Here is a 19,267-nt window from a genome sequence, read left to right as displayed (position 1 = left end):
TCTCATCCTTCCGCTCCTTCTCTCCGGCGGTTCCTGTCCGCTGCTCGCAGCGCCGCGACGACGGTCAGCACCGATGTCGCGCCGACGACGGCCACCATCAGCGCGGGCAGCAGCGCCGCGGTCGTCGCGGTGATCCCTTCGAGCCGAATCCTGCTCGCCCCCTGGAGCATCCCGGAGGGACCGGCGAGGGAGGCCTCGAGAGCGAGGTTCAGCAGGCCCTGCCCCATCGCCTCCCCCGCGGCCGCTCCGACGACGATCCCCAGCGCGAGCACGATCAGCATCTGCAGCGTGAAGCGCTTCATGACCAGCCCGTCGCCGAGACCGAGATCCCTCTGGACGGCGATCGAGGCGCGTCCGGCCGCGATCTCCAGACGCAGCACCATCGCGCTCATCAGCGCGGCGAGGGCCGTCGCCGCGAGGAGCGCGATCCGCGATGCACCGGTCATCTGCTCCGCGAGGGAGCCCAGGAGCTGGTCGCGATACTCCTCGGTCTCCGCGATCTCGAGGCCCGGATGAGCCTCCGCGAGCTCCCGCGCGAACGTCGCTGCATCGACGCCGGGTGCGACGACGATCCCGATCGTGTGCCGCATGACCATCTCCGCCTCTCCCTGCGCAGCGTGCGCACCCGTCGGCTCCGCTTGGATGCGCGCGGTCACGCCGCCGTCGGTGAGGTCCTGGTAGGCGCCGACGATCTCGACCTCGACCGCCGTGCCGGCATCCCCGCCGCGGACCATGGTGAGGGTGTCGCCGACGGAGGTGCCCGTCTCCGCGAGGGCGAGCAGGGACAGGGCGATCTCGCCCTCGACCGTCGGTGCCCTCCCCTCCGCGTACTCCGAGTCGAGGGCGCCCCGCTCCCCCTCCGTGACGGGCATGGCGATGCGCTCGCCGACGGCGGTGACCATCTGCCGACGCATGATCCGATCGCTGCGCGTCTCCCGCACGTCCGGGTCCTCGGCCAGCTCCTCTCGGAGGGCGGCGAAGCGGTCCTCGGCATCCTCCGCCGCGGCGGACTGGACGAGGATGTCGACGGGCCCGATGCCCAGGGAGGTCAGCATCCTCGGCGATGCGAGCGTCGTGGCGATCGCGCTCGGGATGACGACGAGCATCGTGCACAGGGCGAAGACGCCGACCAGCAGCATGCTGCGATCGATGCTGCGACGGATGCCGCGCACGGCGAGGACGGCGCTCGCCGGCACCCCGCGCCGCGCGAGCAGCGGCCGGCGCGTGCGAGGCCGGACCCGCCGTGCCCGACGCGGAGCCGTGCCTCCCGTCCGCAGCAGGGACGCCGGGCTGCCGCGGCGCAGTCGGTGCAGCAGCAGCGCCGTCGTCCCGAGGGTCGCCGCGACCATCAGCAGCGAGGTCGCCGCGGCGGCGAGCACGACGGGAGCGCTCGCGCTCTCGCCGGTGAACCGGGTCAGCCGCGCGCCGAGAACCGGCTCGAGCTGGAGCGCCCCCAGGAGCCCGAGCAGCCCGGCGGGCACGCACACCAGGGCGATGCGCAGCAGATGCAGGCGAGCGACAGCACCGTCCGGGACGCCGATCGCCCGCAGAACCCCGGTCTCCGGGCGGTCGCGCTCGAGCACGGTGAGCACGCCGAGTCGCAGGCAGAGGGCCCCGACCGCGGCGACCAGGACGGCGATCAGGATCATCGCGCCGGCGACCAGCCCCTCGCCGATCATCATGAACAGGCGGAACGCCCCGCGATCGAGCATGGGCCCGTTCGCGGGCAGGGCGACCCCTGCGCTCGTCCCAGCGCTCTCCCCCGCATCTGCGCCCGTGGTCTCCGCCTCCCCGCCCGTGGTCTCCGCGCGTTCCGCATACTGCGCCGACAGGGCCGCAGCGGTGAGGACGTCCTCGTCGATCCAGAAGCTGATGAGGTGCTCCCTCGTCCCGGTCCTCGCCGCCACGGCCTGCAGGTCCTGCGGGTTCACGGCGAGGCGCTTGGAGCTCGCGAAGGCGGTGCTCATGAGGGAGTCGCGCACGAACCCCGCCACCTCGAGGCTCAGGCGGAAACCGTCGGGCGCGGAGACGGTCACCGTGTCCCCGACGGCGAGCCCGTCCTCGACGGCGTAGAGGACCGGCATCCACACCGTCCCGGGCTCGACCGCGGCCAGGACGTCGCCGTCGACGGTCAGCAGGCGGTCGCGCTCAGGGGTCGGGACCGTCAGGGAGTTCTGCTGGAGGCTGTCGGCCTGCGAGACGCCGTCGAAGAGCAGCGAGGAGCCGTCGAGCGTCACCAGGTCGCTCACCTGGTGGGCGAGGATGCCGGGACGCTCGTCGACGAACGCGCGCAGGGCGGCCCCCTGGGCGTCGTCGAGCTCACCGGTGTGCATCTGGGCGAGGTCAGGGGCGTCGGCGTGATCGAGCAGGCGGTCCGAGGAGCCGGCGAGGCGGGTCAGCAGTCCGGCTCCGGTCGCGGCGAGCATCACCGACGCGATCATGAGGATCCCGAGGACGACGGTGGCGGTGAGGTCGCGACGGAGTCCGGCGACGGCGAGACGGGGGAGCATCGGCAGCGCATCCTTCGGGATCGGGCGCCGCGCAGCGCGCGGTCCGGGACAGGTTCCCGGTGGCCCTCAGGCACCTCCCAGCCTGGTCCGGGCGCGGACCGGGGGCGATCCGGCCCTCCTCCCCGCTGACCCGGGGGCGATCCCCCAGGCGCGGCGCGGGCTCTCCCCCGCCGGACGCGCCCCGTCCGGCGTCCCGTCCTCAGCGCCCGCTGGTGAGGAGGCCGCGCGGGCCGAGCAGATCGCGCAGCGAACCGATCCGCTCCGTGCCCGGCGCCTCGAGGGCGATGCCCGGTGTGACCAGCAGGAGGGCGCGCACGCCGGCGGCCTCCGCGGCCTCCACGTCGGCGGGCCGATCGCCGACGGCAAGGCATCGTGCCGGGTCCAGCTCATGGCGTTCGAGCAGGGCGAGGGTCATCGCGGGATCGGGCTTGCGGGCGAACCCGTCGGGCGCGCAGACCATGTCGTCGACCTGCAGTCCGAGCGCACCGAGCAGCTGCTCGGCGCTGCGACGGTCGCGATGGGTGGCCACCAGGTTCAGTCCTCCGCCGGCGCGCACCGCGGCGAGGGCCTCGACGGCGCCGTCCATGGCGGGCGGGGGCACGCGCCGCCAGGTCTCCTTGACGTCGTCGTAGGCGCGGCGCAGCACCTCCGTCTCGAGGTCGGCGCGGGCGGCCAGCACCGTGATCGCGTGGCCGCTGGAGATGCGGGTTAGCGCAGCGACCTCCTCGATCGGGGCACCGGAGGCGTCCGCGAGGGCGCGGTCCACATCCGGATAGCCGTCCACGAGCGTCCCGCCGAGGTCCCAGATCACCGTGCGCATGCGCCCATGGTGCCAGGATCGGGCCGGATCAGGACAGGATCGGGCCCGCTCGCCCATGGACGGTGTTCACTGTGCCCATGCCCCTGCTCGACCAGCTCGCCTCGCTCGGCGCCCTGACCCTCCTGCTGCTCGTCGGCGCCGCCTTCGTCGCCGGCTGGGTGGATGCCGTCGTCGGCGGCGGCGGGCTGATCCAGCTGCCCGCGCTCCTGACGGGGCTGCCGGCCGAGACCTCGACGGCGACGGTGCTGGGGACGAACAAGGTCGCCAGCGCCGCCGGCACCGCGGTCTCGGCGGCGACCTACGTGCGCCGGGTGATGCCGGTCGCCGCGACGGTCGCCCCGCTCGTGCTGTGCGCGGCGCTAGGCAGTGCCGCGGGCGCCGGGATGGCCAGCGCGATCCCCAAGGCATGGATGTCCCCGATCGTGCTCGCGGCCCTGCTGGGCGTCGGTGCGTACACGCTCGCGCGCCCCGCGATGGGGCTGGACCATGCGCCGCGCCACCGCGGCCGCGGTCATGTGCTGCGGACCGCGGGGATCGGCCTCGGCGTCGGCCTCTACGACGGCCTGCTGGGTCCGGGCACCGGGAGCTTCTTCATCATCCTGATGGTGGCCCTCCTCGGCTACGGGTTCCTCGAGGCCAGCGTCCACGCGAAGCTCGCGAACCTCACCACCAACCTCGGGGCGCTGCTCGTCTTCGGGCTCCAGGGCCAGGTGTGGTGGGTGCTCGGCGCCGTCATGGCGCTCGCGAACATCGCCGGCGGGTACCTCGGCGCACGGCTGGCCCTCCGCCACGGCTCGGGCTTCGTGCGCATCGTGTTCCTCGTCGTCACCGCGGCGCTCGCCGTGCGGCTCGCCGTCGACACGGTGCAGCTGCTGCGGTGAGCCGACGGGCGGGGTGCGGGCGGAGCCCGCCCGTCGGGCGTCGGGCGTCGGGCGTCGGGCGTCGGGCGTCGGGGAATACGGTCCTGTCCGACGTCGTTGACGGGGATGTCATCCACCACGACGTCCGGAGGTCACCATGGATCCGACGACCCTGTTCAGCTATGAGCGCCATGTCGACTCGCGCGCTCTGCGAGGCCGCACCCTGCTGGTGACCCTCGGGGCCTTCAGCGATGCGGGCGCCGCCCAGGGCATCGTCGACGACCATCTCCTGAACTCCCTCCCCAGCCGGGTCGTCGGCCGGGTCGACATGGATCAGGTGTACGACTACGCGGGCCGACGCCCCGAGGTGACGCTGTCCCTCGACCACTTCGACGAGTACGAGGCGCCGGAGATCCTCCTGCATGAGGTCACCGATCCCGACGGCGAGGCGTTCTTCCTGCTCACCGGTCCGGAGCCGTCGTTCCAGTGGGAGCGGATGGCCAGTGCGCTGCGGATCGTCGTCGAGCAGCTCGGCGTCGAGCGCACCCTGCTGCTGCAGAGCTTCCCCGCCCCGGTCCCCCACACCCGCGAGATGCCGGTGACGCGGTTCGCCGGCGACCCGGACTCGATCGAGGTGCGGCGCACGATGCCGGGGTCGTTCCGTCTGCGCGCGCCGTTCACGGCGCTGCTGACGCTGCGGCTGGCGGAGTCCGGGCACGAGGTCGTGGGCCTCGTCGCGCATGTCCCCCAGTACCTCCACGAGATCCCCTACCCCGATGCGGCGATCGCGCTGCTGCGCGCGGTCGGGCAGGAGAAGGGGCCGCAGATCCCGTTCGACGCCCTCGAGGCGCAGGCGGTCCCCGTCCGCGAGTCCGTGGCCGCGCAGGTCGAGGATGCGCCCCAGCTGCAGGAGATGCTCGCGGGCCTCGAGTCGCGCTACGACCGGATGCTCATCGAGGGGGGCGGCCTCGAGGTGCCGCGCGCGGACGACATCGCCGCCGAGGTCGAGCAGTTCCTCGCCGGCCTCGGCCAGGACGATGCCGAGAGCACGGACGGGGATCCGGCTGAGGCCGAGGACCAGGACGGCGACACGGGCGACGCGCCCGCGGGCCCCTCCGGCGACTCCTGACCCGAGCACCCGTCGGCGGGGGGGGCGCGCTCGCCGGCCTCATGGACGGAACGTGGTCCGCGACATAGTGTGTCTTGCGAACTAAAAGATCGCAGGAGGATCACGTGACCGCTTCGACCGACCGTCCGCTCGGCGTCGCCCTGATCGGCTACGCCTTCATGGGCCGCGCCCATTCGCAGGCGTGGCGCACCGTCTCCGCCGCCTTCGACGTCCCCGACATCGCCCGCAGGGTGATCGTCGGCCGCGATGAGGAGGCCGTCTCCGAGGCCGCCCGACGCCTGGACTGGGAGGAGCATGCGACCGACTGGCGCGAGGCGATCGCCCGCGACGACGTCGACATCGTCGATGTGTGCACGCCCGGCTTCCTGCACGCCGACATCGCGATCGCCGCGCTCGAGGCCGGCAAGCATGTGCTGTGCGAGAAGCCGCTGGCGAACGATCCCGACGAGGCCGAGCGCATGGTCGCCGCCGCCGAGGCCGCCCGGGCGCGCGGACAGGTCGCGGCCCTCGGGCACACCTACCGCCGCGTCGCCGCGCTGCGCCTGGCGCGGGACATCGTCGCCGACGGGCGGCTGGGAGAGATCCGCCAGGTGCGCGCCTCCTACCTCCAGGACTGGCTCGTCGACGCGAGCTCCCCGATGACCTGGCGCCTGCGCCGGGAGACGGCGGGCTCCGGTGCGCTCGGCGACATCGGCTCGCATGCGATCGACCAGATCCAGTACCTGACCGGCCAGCGGGTCACGGCGGTCCGCGGGCGCCTGGCGACGATGGTCCCCGAGCGTCCGGGCGCCGACGGCCCCGAGGCCGTCACCGTCGACGACGCCGCCTGGGCGACCCTCGAGCTGTCCGGCGGCGCGATCGCCTCAGTCGAGGCCAGCCGCATGGCCACCGGCCGCAAGAACCAGCTGAGCGTCGAGGTCTACGGGACGAAGGGCTCTCTGAGCTTCGACCTCGAGAACCTCAACGAGCTGTGGTTCCTCGATGCGACCGCGCCGATCGCCGAGCAGGGCTTCACGCGCATCCTCGTCACCGAGCCCGAGCAGCCCTATGTCGACGCCTGGTGGCCGCAGGGGCATGTCCTCGGCTGGGAGAACTCCTTCACGAACCAGGCGCGCGACCTGCTGCTCGCGATCGACGGCGGCGAGCCCTTCTCCCCCGGATTCGAGGACGGTCTCCAGCTGCAGCGCGTGCTGGACGCCGTGATCGCCTCCCATGCGGCCGACGGCGCGACCGTCCGCCTCTGACCTCCCCTCCCGACCCGCACGACTGAACGACCGCACGACCATCCGTCACCGACGACAGCGAGGACCTGCACCATGGCGCACCCGCACACCCTGTTCACCGGCCAGTGGGCCGATCTCACCCTCGACGAGGTGGCCGAGCTGGCCGCCGGCTGGGGCTACGACGGCCTCGAGATCGCCGTCTCCGGCGAGCACCTCGACGCGAGCCGCTGGGACGACGACGACTACATCGCCGAGCGCCTCGGCATCCTGGAGAAGCACGGCCTGAAGTGCTGGGCGATCTCCAACCACCTCAAGGGCCAGGCCATCTGCGACGACCCGATCGACTTCCGCCACCAGGCGATCGTGGGCGCCGACGTCTGGGGCGACGGCGACCCCGAGGGCGTGCGGCAGCGCGCGGCCGAGGACATGAAGAACACCGCCCGCCTCGCGCAGAAGCTCGGGGTGAAGACCGTCATCGGCTTCACGGGATCGAAGATCTGGAAGTACGTGGCGATGTTCCCGCCGGTCCCCCAGCAGGTCATCGACGAGGGCTACCAGGACTTCGCGGACCGCTGGAACCCGATCCTCGACGTCTTCGAGGAGTGCGGGGTGCGCTTCGCCCACGAGGTGCATCCCTCGGAGATCGCCTACGACTACTGGACCACGCAGCGCGCCCTCGAGGCGATCGGGCACCGCGAGTCCTTCGGGCTGAACTGGGATCCCTCCCACTTCATGTGGCAGGAGATCGATCCGGTCTCCTTCATCACCGACTTCGCCGACCGGATCTACCACGTGGACTGCAAGGACATCCGTGTGCGCATCACCGGGCGCAACACCCGCCTGGGCTCCCACCTCCCCTGGGGCGATCCCCGGCGCGGCTGGGACTTCGTCTCCTTCGGCCGCGGCGATGTGCCATGGGACGCCGCCTTCCGGGCCCTGCGCTCGATCGGCTACGAGGGCCCGATCTCCGTGGAGTGGGAGGACGCCGGCATGGACCGCCTCCACGGCGCCGAGGAGGCGCTCGCGTTCCTCCGGAGCCTCGACTACCCGATCTCGGAGACCTCCTTCGACGCCGCATTCTCCCAGCAGGACTGACCGGGGCTCGCCCCGCCTCCACCGGCCGCCCGTCGCCCTCGCGACGGGCGGCCGGTCCGCGTCGAGGACGGCTCCGGGTCCGCACCGACGGGCGTGTCCCCGGACACATCGCGGCCCGGTTCCCCGTCCGGTCGCCGAGCGCGTACACTTCCCGTGACAGAGAATCTTCCACTGGAAGATTCTTGATGGTGGGAGCGCGCCGCGGCGCCCGCCCGCCGCAGTCCCGGACGAGACCAGAACCGAAGGAGCTTCCGTGTCCGCACCCTCCGTCCAGCTGTACTCCGTGCGCGAGGCGATCGAGACCGACCTCGCGGGCACCATCGCCCGCCTCGCGGAGATCGGCTTCACCCGCGTCGAGCCCTACGCCTTCCACCTGCGCAAGGACGAGTACGCCGCCGCCCTCGCCGCGACCGGTCTGACCGCTCTCTCCGGCCACGCCCCCGTCATCGACGCCGAGGACCCGATCTCCATCCTCGATGCCGCGGCCGAGCTCGGCCTGGAGATCGTCATCGATCCCTTCGTCCCCGCCGAGCGCTGGGCCGACGCCGAGCAGATCGCCGCGACCGCCGCCCGCATCGGCGAGCTGACCGCGCTCGCCGCGGAGCGGGGGCTCCGCTTCGGCTACCACAACCACGCCTGGGAGCTGTCCACCCTGATCGACGGCCGTCACGCCCTCGAGGTCCTCGTCGACCTCCTGGACCCGCGCACCGTCCTCGAGGTCGACACCTACTGGGCGGCCGTCGGCGGCGCCGACGTGCCCGCGCTGCTCGAGCGCCTGGGCGACCGCGTGCAGCTGATCCACGTCAAGGACGGGTCGCTCGACGGCGACACCGCCCGTCAGCAGCCCGCAGGATCCGGCGAGGTCGACGTCGCCGCGATCCTCGCCGCCGCGCCCGCCGCCGTCCGCGTCGTCGAGTTCGACGCGTACGCCGGAGACGTCTTCGAAGGAATCACCACCTCGCTCGCATGGCTGAAGGAGAACGACCGATGAGCACCACCACCCCCGCCGGCATCGGCATCATCGGGGCCGGGAACATCTCGACCCAGTACCTCGACAACCTCACCCGCTTCCCCGACGTCGAGGTCCGCTTCATCGCGGACATCGACGCCGAGCGCGCCGCCTCCCAGGCCGAGAAGTACGGCGTCGCCGCCCACGGCAGCGTCGAGGAGCTCCTCGCCCGCGAGGACATCGAGGTCGTCATCAACCTGACCATCCCCGCCGTCCACACCGAGGTCGGCCAGCAGATCGTCGCCGCCGGCAAGCACGTGTGGAGCGAGAAGCCGATCGCCCTGGACCACGAGTCCGCCCGCGAGCTCCTCGCCGCGGCCGACGCCGCCGGCGTCCGCGTCGCCTGCGCGCCGGACACCGTGCTCGGCCCCGGCATCCAGAACGGCCTGCGCGCGATCGCCCGCGGCGATATCGGCACCCCGCTGACCGCGATCACGATGTTCCACGTCCCCGGCCCCGAGGCCTGGCACCCGGGCCCGGACTTCCTGTACGCCAAGGGCGCCGGCCCCCTGTTCGACATGGGCCCCTACTACATCACCACCCTCGTGCACGTCTTCGGCTCGGCGACCCGCGTCCACGCGGTCTCCTCGAAGTCCCACGAGACCCGCGTGATCGGCTCCGGTCCCCGCGAGGGCGAGGAGTTCCCCGTCGAGGTGCCCACGCACCACGCCGCCCTCGTCGAGTTCGGCCAGGGACGCTCCGCGCAGACGACCCTGTCCTTCCAGCACGCGCTCCCGCGCGCCGGCTTCGTCGAGATCAACGGCACCGAGGGCACCATCGTGCTCCCCGACCCCAACAACTTCGACGGCGACTCGACCCTCTACCGGGCCGGCTCCGACGAGCCCGAGACCCTCGCCGCCCCCGAGGGCGACTACGCGCGCGGCACCGGTGTCGTCGACCTCGTCCGCTCGCTGCGCGCGGGCGAGACCGAGCGCGCCTCCGGCGCGGTCGCCTCGCATGTGCTGGACATCCTCCTGGGGATCGACGAGGCCGCCCGCACGGGCGAGCCCGTCGCGATCACCTCCGAGGTCGGCGCCGTCGCGCCGCTCCCCGAGGGCTGGGACCCCCGGACCGCCTCCCTCTGATCCGAGGCACCGCCCGACGAGGACGGGGCGCGCACCGCTCAGGCGGTGCGCGCCCCGTCCTCATCCGCATCGGGATCCTCGTCCCCATCGGGCTGATGCTCAGCCGATGGGCCGGCTCCGCCCGGTCCCGCCTCGCCCTACGGGGTCGACGAGGTCGACGGCAGGATCCGCTCCAGCAGGTTCAGCCCGCGCCGCATGTCGACCTCCTCCGGGTCCAGCAGCCACTGCAGCTGAAGACCGTCGGACGCGGCGATCACCAGCGCCGCCGCCGCGACCGGATCGATGTCCTCCGCCACCGCCCCCAGCGCCTGCGCCGCCCGCACCTCCTCCGCGATCCTGGCCCGGATGTTCCGGAAGCGCGCCGTGATGAACTCCTGCGCATGCGGATGCAGCTCGCCCCGCAGCGCATCCGTCGTCAGCGTCGCATACAGCTCCACGAGCCCCGGGATCGCCCGGTTCCGCTCCGCACCGCTCTCCATCGACGCCACCGGCGCCGGACCGGCCGGCTCCCTCCCCGCATCCCGCTCCGCGGCCGCGGCATCGTTGCGCGCCTCATGCTCCCGATACACCTCCACCAGCAGCTCATCCCGCGAGGAGAAGTAGTAGCGCAGCGCCGCATGGGAGACCCCGAGCGACTCCGCGATCGCCCGCAGGGACGCGCCGGCGCCCTGCTCGGCGATCACCTCGATCGCCCGATCCAGGATCTCCGCGCGCCGCTCCTCCCCCTTGAGGTAGCTGCGCGGGGCCGGACGCTGCGGGGCCGGTCGATCGCTCATACTCCCAGACTACGGCCAGGCTTCGCCCCGGACCCCCGCGCCGCGCGGCGACGGACCTAGTGTGGAGACATGACCAGCTCCACCGCCCCGTCGCCCGCCCTGTCGCCCGCCCCGTCGACCACCCATGACGAGCGCGCCGACTTCGCCGACGATCTCTCCCGGCTCGGTCCGACCGCCCCGACGATCCTCCCCGGCTGGGACGCTCTCGAGCTCCTCGAGCACCTCCTGCACCGCGAGCGACTCCCCCACCTGATGATCGGACGCCGCCTGCCCGGTCCCCTCGGCGAGAAGGCCGCCTCCGCCGACGACGCCTTCCTGGCCCTGCCCTGGGAGCAGAAGGTCGACCTGCTGCGCGCCGGGCCTCCAGCCGCCTCACCCGCCCGCTGCACCGACGCCCTCTCCGGCGACGCCGAGCTCCTCATCCACCACGAGGACCTGCTCCGCGCCCAGCACGGCTGGGAACCCCGCACCCTCGACGCACGCACCCTCGACAGGACCTGGCGAGCGGTGAGCCTGTTCTCCCGCGCGATGATGCGCATCCCCGCCGACGTCACCCTCGTCTCACCGCAGGGCGGCATCCGGCGTGCCGCCGGGGGCCGTCGCGCCTCCCGCGGCTCCCTGCGCGTGCTCGGCGACCCGCTCGAGCTGCTGCTGTGGGTAAGCGGACGCGATGACGTCGCCCGCGTACGCATCGAGGGGGACGACGCGGCACGGCGCGCGCTCGCCGAGGGTCGCCGCGGCCTCTGACCGACGGCGCGGCGGCGTGCTCGGCCCCGGTCGCCGCCCTCAGCGGCGCTCGAGCACGAAGAGCCGAGGGTGATGCCCCTTCTGGAAGAAGCGATGCTCGAGCACGGGATGCCAGGGGCCGGCGATCTCGTCGAGGGCGGCGTGCATGCGTCGGATCTCGTGGGTGAGGATCCCGAGCCGCGCGCCGGGCGCCGCGAGCCGGCCGGCGCGATCGAGGAGGTCGACGAGCAGGCTCTGATTGGTCTCGTGGTCGCCGTGGAGCGTGCCCCAGGGCGGATTCGTGAGGATCCGGGTGAAGCCGCCCTCGAGCTCGACCTCCCGCACGTCTCCGACGATCCAGTCGATGCGGCCCTTCTGCCGCGCCGCCCGCTGGTGGGCACGGGCAGCGTCGATCGCCGCCGGATCCAGGTCCACGCCGACGGCGCGCCGCGGCGCGGAGCGGTGGAGCTGCTCGATGAGGAAGGTGCCGGAGCCGCAGGTCATGTCCAGCAGCGCGTCCTCCGGCCCGACACCCAGGATCTGCAGCGCGCTCGCCGCGATGGTGCCGTTCACGGCGCCGGGATAGTTCACCGTGCGCCAGGCGCGGGTCGCGAGCGGCCGAGGGGTCGTGCGCACGAGCACCTGCCAGGCCGGCTCCGGGGAGTCGGCGCGCCGCACCCGGACCAGCTGGTCCCCGTCGGTCTCGTCGACCTCGAGCCCGGCCAGCTGCGCGAGCTCCTCGGCGATGCGTCGCATCTCCGGGGTCGAGGATCCGGCGGCGGCGAGCCGGAGTCCGTGGAAGCGCTGGCGGGGCCGCTGCCTCCGCACGGCCTCGAGCACGGCGGCGATGCGCCGCGTCACCGAGGTCTCCAGCAGCTCGCGGGGCCGCCGGGCGGGCACGGTGATCGCCGCATAGGCGGCGACGACGCAGCGCAGGGAGCGCACCGCGTCGAGATCGTCGCAGCGCAGGGTGAGCTCCGTCGGACCGACGATGCGGACGGGGCCGAGCGGCGAGGCCTCCTGGGCGGCGCTGTCCGCGCACCCCTCGAGCACCTCGAGGACGATCTCCTGCTGCGTGTCCATGCCGTCCTGCCGTGAAGTCGTGGTCGGCCGGGCGCGCGGGTCCTTGCGAGTCCACGCCGGTCCATGCGAGTGCGGATGCGGGGCCAGAGGAAGACTACCGCTGTCCGTCCCCGCGTCGCTGAGCGCGGGCGCGACAGCGATCGGTAGACTGCCACCGTGTTCATCGTGAGTGTGTGTTCCCTCAAGGGCGGCGTCGGCAAGACGTCGGTGACCCTCGGACTGGCGTCCGCCGCTCTGCATCAGGGGGTGAACACGCTCGTGATCGATCTCGATCCGCAGGGCGATTCGACCCTGGGCCTGACCGGCGTCACCGCGACGGGCCTGGACATCGCCGAGGTGATCTCCTCTCCGAGGACGGACACCGTGGACCGGGCGATCGTGCCGACGCCCTGGGCGGAGGACGCGCCCTCCCATCTCGACATCATCCCGGGCACGAACCGCTCGGCGCTCATGGATGCGCCGACGGCGACGACCCGTGAGGTCCGCCGGCTGCGCGAGGCGCTGGACAAGCGCACCCATCAGTACGACCTCGTCCTCATCGACTGCCCGCCGTCGCTGAACGGGCTCACGCAGATGGCGCTGGCCGCCTCGGACCGTTCGCTGGTCGTCTCGGAGCCGGGGTTCTTCGCCGTCACCGCAGCGGACCGCGCGCTGAAGCTGGCCACGGAGATGCACCAGGACGGTCTGGCGCCGCGGCTGATGCCGCTCGGGCTCGTCGTGAACCGCTACCGGCCGCGCTCGGTCGAGCATCAGTACCGTCTCGCCGAGCTCCGCGAGCTCTTCGGCGACCTCGTCCTGGAGCCCGTGATCGAGGAGCGCGTCGGCCTGCAGCAGGCCCAGGGCGGCGCGGTGCCCCTGCACCGCTACGAGGGAGCATCCGGGAAGCGCCTCACCGCCGACTTCGACGCGCTGCTGCGGACGGTCCTGGACTCGCGCCAGCATTCCTGATCGGAGCCTCGCGCTCCGGGGCGCGCTCCGCCGTCATCGAGCCTGCGGGCCGGGCCTTCCGGTCTGCCGCGGGGACGGCGCCTCGGCAGCCGACAGCAGAGACGGACGGCGAGCCCCCTTCCCGGGGCTCGCCGTCCGTCTCTGCTGTCCGTCGTCGAGCGGTGCGCGGCGGCTGTGGGCTCGCCGTCGGAGGAGGTCAGCCGGCCTGACGGGAGCGGCGTCGCGCCGCGAGCTCGTCGTGCAGGGCCACCTCTGCGTCGTCCGCCGGGTCGACGCCCGGAAGGACCGCCAGGTCGTTCTCGACCTCGCGCCACACGCGGCCGACGGCGATGCCGAAGACTCCCTGACCGCCCTGGACCAGGTCGAAGACGTCCTCGGCGGAGGTGCACTCGTAGACGCTCGCGCCATCGCTCATGAGGGTGATCTGGGCGAGATCGTCGATGCCGCGCTCGCGCAGGGCCGCCACGGCCACGCGGATCTGCTGCAGGGAGACCCCGGTGTCGAGGAGGCGCTTGACGACCTTGAGGACGAGCACGTCGCGGAAGCCGTAGAGGCGCTGACTGCCGGAGCCCTTGGCGGCGCGGACGCTCGGCTCGACCAGGCCGGTGCGCGCCCAGTAGTCGAGCTGGCGATAGGTGATCCCGGCCGCCTTGCATGCGGCGGGGCCGCGGTACCCGAGCTCGCCGGGCATGTCGACGACCTCGTCGAAGAGCACGCCCTGCTGGGGCTCAGCAGGGACGGTGGACTGCGCCGTCCGATCATCGCCATGAGTGGCGTTCACAGCTACCTCCGATATCCGGCTCTCCGCAGGGAAGGGCGAGAGCTCTCGATCAGGGTAGCGCGCGGATCGACGGCGCCGACAGTGCCGCGCCGCGTGAAGATCACGGCATGGTGACGGACAGCGCCAGAACTCGGTCGGCCGGCAGCCGACCCCTCGGGCGGAGGGCGACCTGCACGTCACCGGCGCTGCTGCGTCCGCCCTCGCCCCCGGTGCCTCAGCCGCCGCGCAGCTTCGTGCGGAGCAGGGCGCTGTGCAGGGAGATCATCGATTCTCCGAGGTCCCGGGCGAAGTCCTCGGCCTCGCCGCGGGCGGCGGCGCTGCTCGAGCGAGCCCGCGGCGTGACGACGGAGCGGATCATGTGGGCCTCGCGCTCGGCGGACGTGCGCAGCATCACCAGGTGACGCGGGTGGAGACCCACCGCGGCGAGGTCCCGTGCGGCGGTGGCGATCTCGAGCTCGGCGGCACCGTACTGCAGCGCCTCGGGGAGCATGCCGTACTGCTCGAGCTCGGCGAGGAAGTCCTCGTCGACCCGGGCCGCCTCCGCGAGCTCGGCACGATCCATCCGCACCGGACGCACCGTCTTCGAGGGGCCGGGGCGGGAGGCGATCGAGGTGACCTCGGAATCCACCCCGTGCTCGAGCAGGTGCTCCTTGATGACCTTGAGCGGCCAGAACCGATCGCGCTGCGCACGCAGGACGAACAGCAGCCGTTCGATATCGGCGGAGGAGTACTTCCGGTACCCGGCAGGAGTCCGCTGAGGGCTGATCAGCCCTTCCGCTTCGAGGTAGTGCAGCTTGGAATGCGAGAGGTCCGGGAACTCGTCCCGGACGCTCTCGAGCACCTGGCCGATGCTGAACCGCGCCGAGGGCGAGGCGCCCGACCTGCGCGGAGCAGAGGCCGGCATCCGATCACTCCGTCTCGTGGAAGGGGTGGTAGGTCAGGCGGTACTTGCCGATCTGCACGTCCTGGCCGGGCTCGAGGCGGACCTCGTCGACGCGGTCGCGCCCGACATAGGTGCCGTTGAGCGAACCCAGATCGCGCACGAGGAATCCGTCGCCGTCGCGGACGAAGGCCGCATGCTTGCGCGAGACGGTCACGTCGTCGAGGAAGATCTCGCAGTTCGGGTGGCGGCCGGCCACGGTGGTGTCCGCATCCAGGAGGAAGCGGGCACCGAGGTTCGGCCCCTTGCCGACGATCAGCAGCGCGCTGCGCGGCGGAAGATTCTCGATCGCCTTGCGATCCTGCGACGTCAGGCCGGGCTCCGTGTCCTCGACCGGGTCGTCGGGCGAGATCGCGCTGAGCTTCGACGTGTGATCGAGATTGTCGTCGTTCCACTCGGCATTCATCGACACCGTGCACCCCTTCCCTGCCCTGCGGCCGCTTCCGGATTTCGGACGCCCAAGGTTACAGCGCGTCCATCCTCGCACGCCAAACGGGCGATCCGGGCCCAAGCAGGTCCTTCGAGCCAGGATTTGACGATCACTTGACCACCGAGGAGCGCTCGGAGCCGTCGAGGACCACCACCGCGTCGATGCTGACGTCCTGCGAGACGCTCACCGTGAACGTCCCGCCGTCGGCCGCGATGTCGTCGGCGGCGCCGCCGGGGATCTTCAGCGCCGGCTCCATCACGGCCGGATCGCCGATCGCGAGGATCTCGAAGGGCACCGGCAGCTCCGTGCCGTCGACCTCCAGCACACCCGCGGCCGAGGTCGTCACGGAGGTCGAGGCGACCACGCGCACACCGCCGACCTCGATGACCTCCGCTCCCGCGTTGCGCAGCTCCTGGACGACACCCAGCAGGGTGCTCGCACGAACGCCCCGCTGCGGATCCCCTATCCGGATCACCAGTCCGCGGCCGTGCGCCGGCGTCGTCCCGGCGAGGATCTCCAGATCCTCGAGGCGCTCCTGCGCCGCGTTCTGCGCGGCCACGCCGTCCTCGCGGTCGGACTGGAGGGCCTCGAGCGTCCGGTCGAGATCCTCGTTCTGGGACTCCAGGTCCGAGACATGGCGATCGGACTCGTCGAGCAGACGGACCAGCTCCTGCTGGGACGCCCCGTCGAGGGACGAGGCATCGTGATGGCGGACCTGCGCGACGACCGACAGGCCCACGAGGAAGCAGAGGACCCCCACGATCAGCTGACGGCTCGTCGCCCGCGGGCGCAGCGACCGACGCAGCCGCGCCCACGCCCGGCGCTGCTCCTCGGGAGTCCCCGGAGTGCGGGTGCCGTCGCTCATGAGCGCAGGAGGCTGCGACGGATCGCGGCCGCGTTGGAGAAGATCCGGATGCCGAGCACGACGATCACGGCCGTGGACAGCTGCGAGCCGACGCCCAGCTGATCCCCGAGGAACACGAGGAACGCCGCGATCAGGACGTTGAACAGGAAGGACGTGATGAACACATGGGCGTCGAACTTCCCGTCGAGGGCGGCGCGCAGACCGCCGGCCAGGGTGTCGAGCGCGGCGACCACCGCGATCGGCAGGTAGGGCTGGAGCACCACCGGCACATCGGGCTGGACGATCACCCCCACCACGAGTCCGAGCAGCAGCCCGATGATCGCGATCATGAGTCCCCCTCCTCCTCGGCGGGCGCGGCATCCGCCTCCCGCTCGGTCTCCTGCTCGGCCTCCTGCTCGGTCGACGGGCCCGCCGTCGCCTCCCGCAGGGTACCGGTCGCGCGCGCCGGGACGTCGAGCTCATCCGAGCTCTCCCAGGACGTGCGGATCCCGTACCGGGAGGCGATCTCCGCGAGGTACTCCCCCGCCTCACCGGCCTCGACACCGCTCCGCAGCGCGTCGGCGTCCCCCAGCGCGACGATCCGGTACGGCGGGGACAGCGGCCGGAAGTCGACGAGGATCGCGGATCCCGCGGTGCGGATCGCCGTCGTCGCGGTGACGCGCTGCCCGTTGATCGCGATGGCCTCGGCCCCCGCCGACCAGAGCCCGTTCACGGCGATCTGCAGATCGCCGTCGGTGACGCGGTTCACGGTCCCCTCCTCGACGCCCGGCGTGGCCGGGAGCGCGACGGAGTCGTCCAGCGTCAGCACCTCGCCGGGGCCGGCGAGGGCGACGGCCCCCGCGGCGATCTCGCTCGCCGCCATCCGCTCGGCGGAGCCGTCGTCGGCCCCGGAGAGGACCGTCTCCTGCAGAGCGGCGATCTCCCCCTCGAGCTCCTGCTGGCGCGCGGTCAGATCATCGACCCGGGCCTCGGACGCCTCGACCTGCTCGCGCAGCAGCGCCCGCGGACTGTCCTCGGCGACGGCATCGGCGCGCAGGTCGACCGCGGAGACCGCGACCGCGAACCCCAGGGCGATCGCCGCGCAGACGGTCATCACCCGCGTCAGGCGGGTGTCCGGCGGATGCGTCTCCTCATGGCGCCCGTCGGTCCCGCGCAGCTCCTCGACGTCCAGCGGATCCGTGGTCAGCGCTCGCAGCATCGACACCGGCGAGTACGGGGTCTCGCCGTGCGGCGTGCTGTGCTCCTCGCGCAGCGGACCGATGCGCCGCGCCCTCGGGCCTCTCGCCGCAGGGCTCGGTCGCGCTTCGCTGTCCGGCCCGTCGTCGGAGCTCGGGCGCGCGTCGGAGCTCGGTCGCGCGGCGGAGGTCCGGGGCGTGTGCTCGGGCATGCGGCCACCCTAGCGGCCGGGCGCCTCGCGCGGCTCTGCGCAGCGGCCCCGCACAGCACTGCGCAGCAGGGCGCCCGGCGCACCCCGAGGATCAGGGTGCGCCGGGCGCGGAAGGACCGGCCGGCTCTGCGTGGCCTGCAGGTCCTACAGGTCCTGCAGGTTCAGAGGAGCTGGAGGGTCAGCGGGAGCTGACGAGCTGGTTGCCGACGAGCGAGCCCTCTCCGTCGGACCACGACGACGGCTCCGCACCGCCGCCGTCGGAGGCCCCGCCCATGCCGCCGCTCGGGGGCTCGCCCATGCCGCCGCCGTCCGAGGGCCCGGAGCCGGCGTCGGAGCCGCCCATGCCTCCGCCTCCGCCGCCCGACGGCGCCGAATCGGTCACCCCGGGCTCCGTGGTGGGATCGATCGCGACGTCGAGGGTCACCATGTACCCGTCGGCCGTGTCGCCCTCAGCCGTGCCGAGCTGCAGCTCGCCGCCGTCGTCGCCGAAGACGTTGTCCGAGTCCAGGGTGATGTTCGCGAGGTTCTCGGTCGACCCGTCGTAGTCCTCCAGCGCGTAGATCTCCTCGCACACGTCCTGCGGGAGCGCGACCTGCGACGTGGCCAGGAGGTTGTCGGTGCTCGTGATGGAGTCGACGTCGGGATAGACCTCGAAGTGGATATGGGGCCAGCGGCCCGAGTAGCAGCCCGGCCAGATGCTCGTGAAGGTGACCTTCCCGTCGGCGTCGGCGACCTGGACGCCGCGCAGGAAGTTCTCCTCCTCCAGCCCCTCCGAGTACAGCGAGTACAGGCCGTCCCCGGTGCAGTGCCAGATGTAGACGGCGATGCCCTCGTACGGCGCGTTGTCCTCGTTCAGGTTGGTGATGGAGAGCGTCAGGGTCATCGGCACCCCGGGCACCGTGGTGGTCGAATCGCCGAAGCTCGAGGTGATGTCGGCGCGGACGATCCCGGACTCCGTGAGCACGGTGACCCCGTTGGTGCCGTCGGCCGGGTACGGCCCGTTGGTCTCCTCGGGGATCTCGCCGTCGGCCGTGGTGGTGGAGGTGCCGCCGTCGGAGGCCGCGGAGTCCTCCGCGGAGGTCGAGCCGTCGCTCGTGCTGCAGGCGGCGAGGCCGGTGGCCGCGGCCCCCGCCCCCAGGAGCGCGAGCGCTCGCCGACGGCCGACCATGGTGGCGAGGTCGAAGCCGAGGCCCTGGTCGGCCAGCGGCTCGTCCTGATGGGCGAGCGTGCGCCCCTGATAGCTGAGCGTGCCGTCGGGCGCCTGCTCGAGTCGCGGATCTCGATCGGTCATGTGCTTCTCCTCGTCAGAGTCGTCGGTGGACGTCGTCGACGCTATGGACCGGCGATAGCGCGTTCTTGGGGTTCCCCTGTGCGCCTGCTGTGCATCCTGCCGAGCGGGCGTGCGGCACGTCACGTGCCTCTCGATTTCCGCTTTCGGCCAGGTCGGGGGTAGGGTTTAGCTCGTTGCTCCGGTGACGGACAACCTCGGGCTGTGGCGCAGCTTGGTAGCGCACTTGACTGGGGGTCAAGGGGTCGCAGGTTCAAATCCTGTCAGCCCGACCGAGAAGCCCTGGTGAGACTCTTCGTCTCACCAGGGCTT

Annotated in this window: 19 protein-coding genes and 1 tRNA gene; 9 read left to right on the top strand and 11 right to left on the bottom strand. The window is 72.5% G+C overall.

Features of this window, described 5'->3' with window-relative positions:
- Positions 1 to 2: 2 nt before the first annotated feature.
- Both ACXET9_RS04845 and ACXET9_RS04840 read right to left on the bottom strand, forming a co-directional pair.
- Positions 3 to 2,510, bottom strand: coding sequence for an FtsX-like permease family protein (locus ACXET9_RS04845; RefSeq protein WP_457885341.1), 2,508 nt, complete (start codon positions 2,508 to 2,510; stop codon positions 3 to 5).
- Between the two features lie 199 nt (positions 2,511 to 2,709).
- A complete protein-coding gene (locus ACXET9_RS04840; protein WP_457885339.1) occupies positions 2,710 to 3,330 on the bottom strand; it encodes an HAD-IA family hydrolase in 621 nt (206 codons plus the stop codon).
- A gap of 77 nt (positions 3,331 to 3,407) precedes the next feature.
- Between ACXET9_RS04840 and ACXET9_RS04835 the strand changes: the two genes are divergently transcribed.
- The 6 genes from ACXET9_RS04835 (at position 3,408) to ACXET9_RS04810 (ending at position 9,731) form a co-directional block, all read left to right on the top strand.
- Complete coding sequence (locus ACXET9_RS04835; protein WP_457885337.1) at positions 3,408 to 4,211, top strand: sulfite exporter TauE/SafE family protein; 804 nt, start codon at positions 3,408 to 3,410, stop codon at positions 4,209 to 4,211.
- A gap of 136 nt (positions 4,212 to 4,347) precedes the next feature.
- Positions 4,348 to 5,319 (top strand): PAC2 family protein, encoded by a 972-nt coding sequence (locus tag ACXET9_RS04830; RefSeq protein WP_457885336.1) that lies wholly within the window; start codon positions 4,348 to 4,350, stop codon positions 5,317 to 5,319.
- A 104-nt stretch (positions 5,320 to 5,423) separates the two neighbouring features.
- On the top strand, positions 5,424 to 6,563 hold the full coding sequence (locus ACXET9_RS04825) for a Gfo/Idh/MocA family protein (protein WP_457885334.1): 1,140 nt from the start codon (positions 5,424 to 5,426) through the stop codon (positions 6,561 to 6,563).
- A gap of 72 nt (positions 6,564 to 6,635) precedes the next feature.
- A complete protein-coding gene (locus tag ACXET9_RS04820; protein WP_457885332.1) occupies positions 6,636 to 7,637 on the top strand; it encodes a sugar phosphate isomerase/epimerase family protein in 1,002 nt (333 codons plus the stop codon).
- A 253-nt stretch (positions 7,638 to 7,890) separates the two neighbouring features.
- On the top strand, positions 7,891 to 8,628 hold the full coding sequence (locus tag ACXET9_RS04815; protein WP_457885330.1) for a sugar phosphate isomerase/epimerase family protein: 738 nt from the start codon (positions 7,891 to 7,893) through the stop codon (positions 8,626 to 8,628).
- Positions 8,625 to 9,731, top strand: a complete 1,107-nt coding sequence (locus ACXET9_RS04810; protein ID WP_457885328.1) for a Gfo/Idh/MocA family protein — start codon at positions 8,625 to 8,627, stop codon at positions 9,729 to 9,731. The genes ACXET9_RS04815 and ACXET9_RS04810 overlap by 4 nt, the downstream gene beginning before the upstream one ends.
- A gap of 137 nt (positions 9,732 to 9,868) precedes the next feature.
- On the opposite strand, the gene ACXET9_RS04805 is transcribed toward ACXET9_RS04810, so the two are convergent.
- Positions 9,869 to 10,507 carry a TetR/AcrR family transcriptional regulator gene (locus tag ACXET9_RS04805; RefSeq protein ID WP_457885326.1) on the bottom strand — a complete coding sequence of 213 codons (639 nt, stop codon included), beginning with the start codon at positions 10,505 to 10,507 and terminating at the stop codon, positions 9,869 to 9,871.
- 69 nt (positions 10,508 to 10,576) lie between these two features.
- On the opposite strand from ACXET9_RS04805, the gene ACXET9_RS04800 reads away from it, so the two are divergent.
- Positions 10,577 to 11,254, top strand: coding sequence for a TIGR03085 family metal-binding protein (locus ACXET9_RS04800; RefSeq protein WP_457885324.1), 678 nt, complete (start codon positions 10,577 to 10,579; stop codon positions 11,252 to 11,254).
- Positions 11,255 to 11,293: 39 nt separating this feature from the next.
- Here the strand turns inward: ACXET9_RS04800 and ACXET9_RS04795 are convergent, their stop codons facing one another.
- The gene (locus ACXET9_RS04795; RefSeq protein ID WP_457885322.1) at positions 11,294 to 12,316 is read right to left on the bottom strand and encodes a methyltransferase; all 1,023 of its coding nucleotides are present in this window, start codon (positions 12,314 to 12,316) and stop codon (positions 11,294 to 11,296) included.
- Positions 12,317 to 12,472: 156 nt separating this feature from the next.
- On the opposite strand from ACXET9_RS04795, the gene ACXET9_RS04790 reads away from it, so the two are divergent.
- The gene (locus tag ACXET9_RS04790; RefSeq protein WP_457885320.1) at positions 12,473 to 13,264 is read left to right on the top strand and encodes a ParA family protein; all 792 of its coding nucleotides are present in this window, start codon (positions 12,473 to 12,475) and stop codon (positions 13,262 to 13,264) included.
- A gap of 196 nt (positions 13,265 to 13,460) precedes the next feature.
- Here ACXET9_RS04790 and ACXET9_RS04785 read toward each other — a convergent pair whose 3' ends face one another.
- The 7 genes from ACXET9_RS04785 to ACXET9_RS04755 form a co-directional block, all read right to left on the bottom strand.
- Positions 13,461 to 14,045, bottom strand: coding sequence for a MerR family transcriptional regulator (locus ACXET9_RS04785; protein WP_457885318.1), 585 nt, complete (start codon positions 14,043 to 14,045; stop codon positions 13,461 to 13,463).
- Between the two features lie 214 nt (positions 14,046 to 14,259).
- Positions 14,260 to 14,886, bottom strand: coding sequence for a transcriptional regulator FtsR (ftsR, locus tag ACXET9_RS04780; protein WP_457885316.1), 627 nt, complete (start codon positions 14,884 to 14,886; stop codon positions 14,260 to 14,262).
- Positions 14,887 to 14,953: 67 nt separating this feature from the next.
- On the bottom strand, positions 14,954 to 15,397 hold the full coding sequence (locus tag ACXET9_RS04775; protein ID WP_457885314.1) for an FHA domain-containing protein: 444 nt from the start codon (positions 15,395 to 15,397) through the stop codon (positions 14,954 to 14,956).
- A gap of 127 nt (positions 15,398 to 15,524) precedes the next feature.
- Positions 15,525 to 16,280, bottom strand: a complete 756-nt coding sequence (locus tag ACXET9_RS04770; protein ID WP_457885312.1) for a DUF881 domain-containing protein — start codon at positions 16,278 to 16,280, stop codon at positions 15,525 to 15,527.
- Positions 16,277 to 16,609, bottom strand: coding sequence for a small basic family protein (locus tag ACXET9_RS04765; RefSeq protein ID WP_457885310.1), 333 nt, complete (start codon positions 16,607 to 16,609; stop codon positions 16,277 to 16,279). Before ACXET9_RS04765 ends, ACXET9_RS04770 begins: the two co-directional genes overlap by 4 nt.
- Positions 16,606 to 17,667: a DUF881 domain-containing protein gene (locus ACXET9_RS04760; protein WP_457885308.1), complete on the bottom strand. Its 1,062-nt coding sequence runs from the start codon at positions 17,665 to 17,667 to the stop codon at positions 16,606 to 16,608. Before ACXET9_RS04760 ends, ACXET9_RS04765 begins: the two co-directional genes overlap by 4 nt.
- A 178-nt stretch (positions 17,668 to 17,845) precedes the next feature.
- On the bottom strand, positions 17,846 to 18,958 hold the full coding sequence (locus tag ACXET9_RS04755) for an intradiol ring-cleavage dioxygenase (RefSeq protein ID WP_457885306.1): 1,113 nt from the start codon (positions 18,956 to 18,958) through the stop codon (positions 17,846 to 17,848).
- A 195-nt stretch (positions 18,959 to 19,153) separates the two neighbouring features.
- Between ACXET9_RS04755 and ACXET9_RS04750 the strand changes: the two genes are divergently transcribed.
- Positions 19,154 to 19,227: transfer RNA gene (locus ACXET9_RS04750), tRNA-Pro, on the top strand.
- Positions 19,228 to 19,267: the final 40 nt, after the last annotated feature.

The sequence above is a fragment of the Brachybacterium netajii (SeqCode) genome, assembly GCF_054114245.1.
This window is presented reverse-complemented; position numbering and strand designations above follow the sequence as displayed.

Coding starts and splice junctions, on each gene's coding strand:
- ACXET9_RS04845 (WP_457885341.1), bottom strand. CDS start 2,510: ATGCTCCCCCGTCTCGCCGTCGCCGGACTCCGTCGCGACCTCACCGCC.
- ACXET9_RS04840 (WP_457885339.1), bottom strand. CDS start 3,330: ATGCGCACGGTGATCTGGGACCTCGGCGGGACGCTCGTGGACGGCTAT.
- ACXET9_RS04835 (WP_457885337.1), top strand. CDS start 3,408: ATGCCCCTGCTCGACCAGCTCGCCTCGCTCGGCGCCCTGACCCTCCTG.
- ACXET9_RS04830 (WP_457885336.1), top strand. CDS start 4,348: ATGGATCCGACGACCCTGTTCAGCTATGAGCGCCATGTCGACTCGCGC.
- ACXET9_RS04820 (WP_457885332.1), top strand. CDS start 6,636: ATGGCGCACCCGCACACCCTGTTCACCGGCCAGTGGGCCGATCTCACC.
- ACXET9_RS04810 (WP_457885328.1), top strand. CDS start 8,625: ATGAGCACCACCACCCCCGCCGGCATCGGCATCATCGGGGCCGGGAAC.
- ACXET9_RS04805 (WP_457885326.1), bottom strand. CDS start 10,507: ATGAGCGATCGACCGGCCCCGCAGCGTCCGGCCCCGCGCAGCTACCTC.
- ACXET9_RS04800 (WP_457885324.1), top strand. CDS start 10,577: ATGACCAGCTCCACCGCCCCGTCGCCCGCCCTGTCGCCCGCCCCGTCG.
- ACXET9_RS04795 (WP_457885322.1), bottom strand. CDS start 12,316: ATGGACACGCAGCAGGAGATCGTCCTCGAGGTGCTCGAGGGGTGCGCG.
- ACXET9_RS04770 (WP_457885312.1), bottom strand. CDS start 16,280: ATGAGCGACGGCACCCGCACTCCGGGGACTCCCGAGGAGCAGCGCCGG.
- ACXET9_RS04765 (WP_457885310.1), bottom strand. CDS start 16,609: ATGATCGCGATCATCGGGCTGCTGCTCGGACTCGTGGTGGGGGTGATC.
- ACXET9_RS04760 (WP_457885308.1), bottom strand. CDS start 17,667: ATGCCCGAGCACACGCCCCGGACCTCCGCCGCGCGACCGAGCTCCGAC.
- ACXET9_RS04755 (WP_457885306.1), bottom strand. CDS start 18,958: ATGACCGATCGAGATCCGCGACTCGAGCAGGCGCCCGACGGCACGCTC.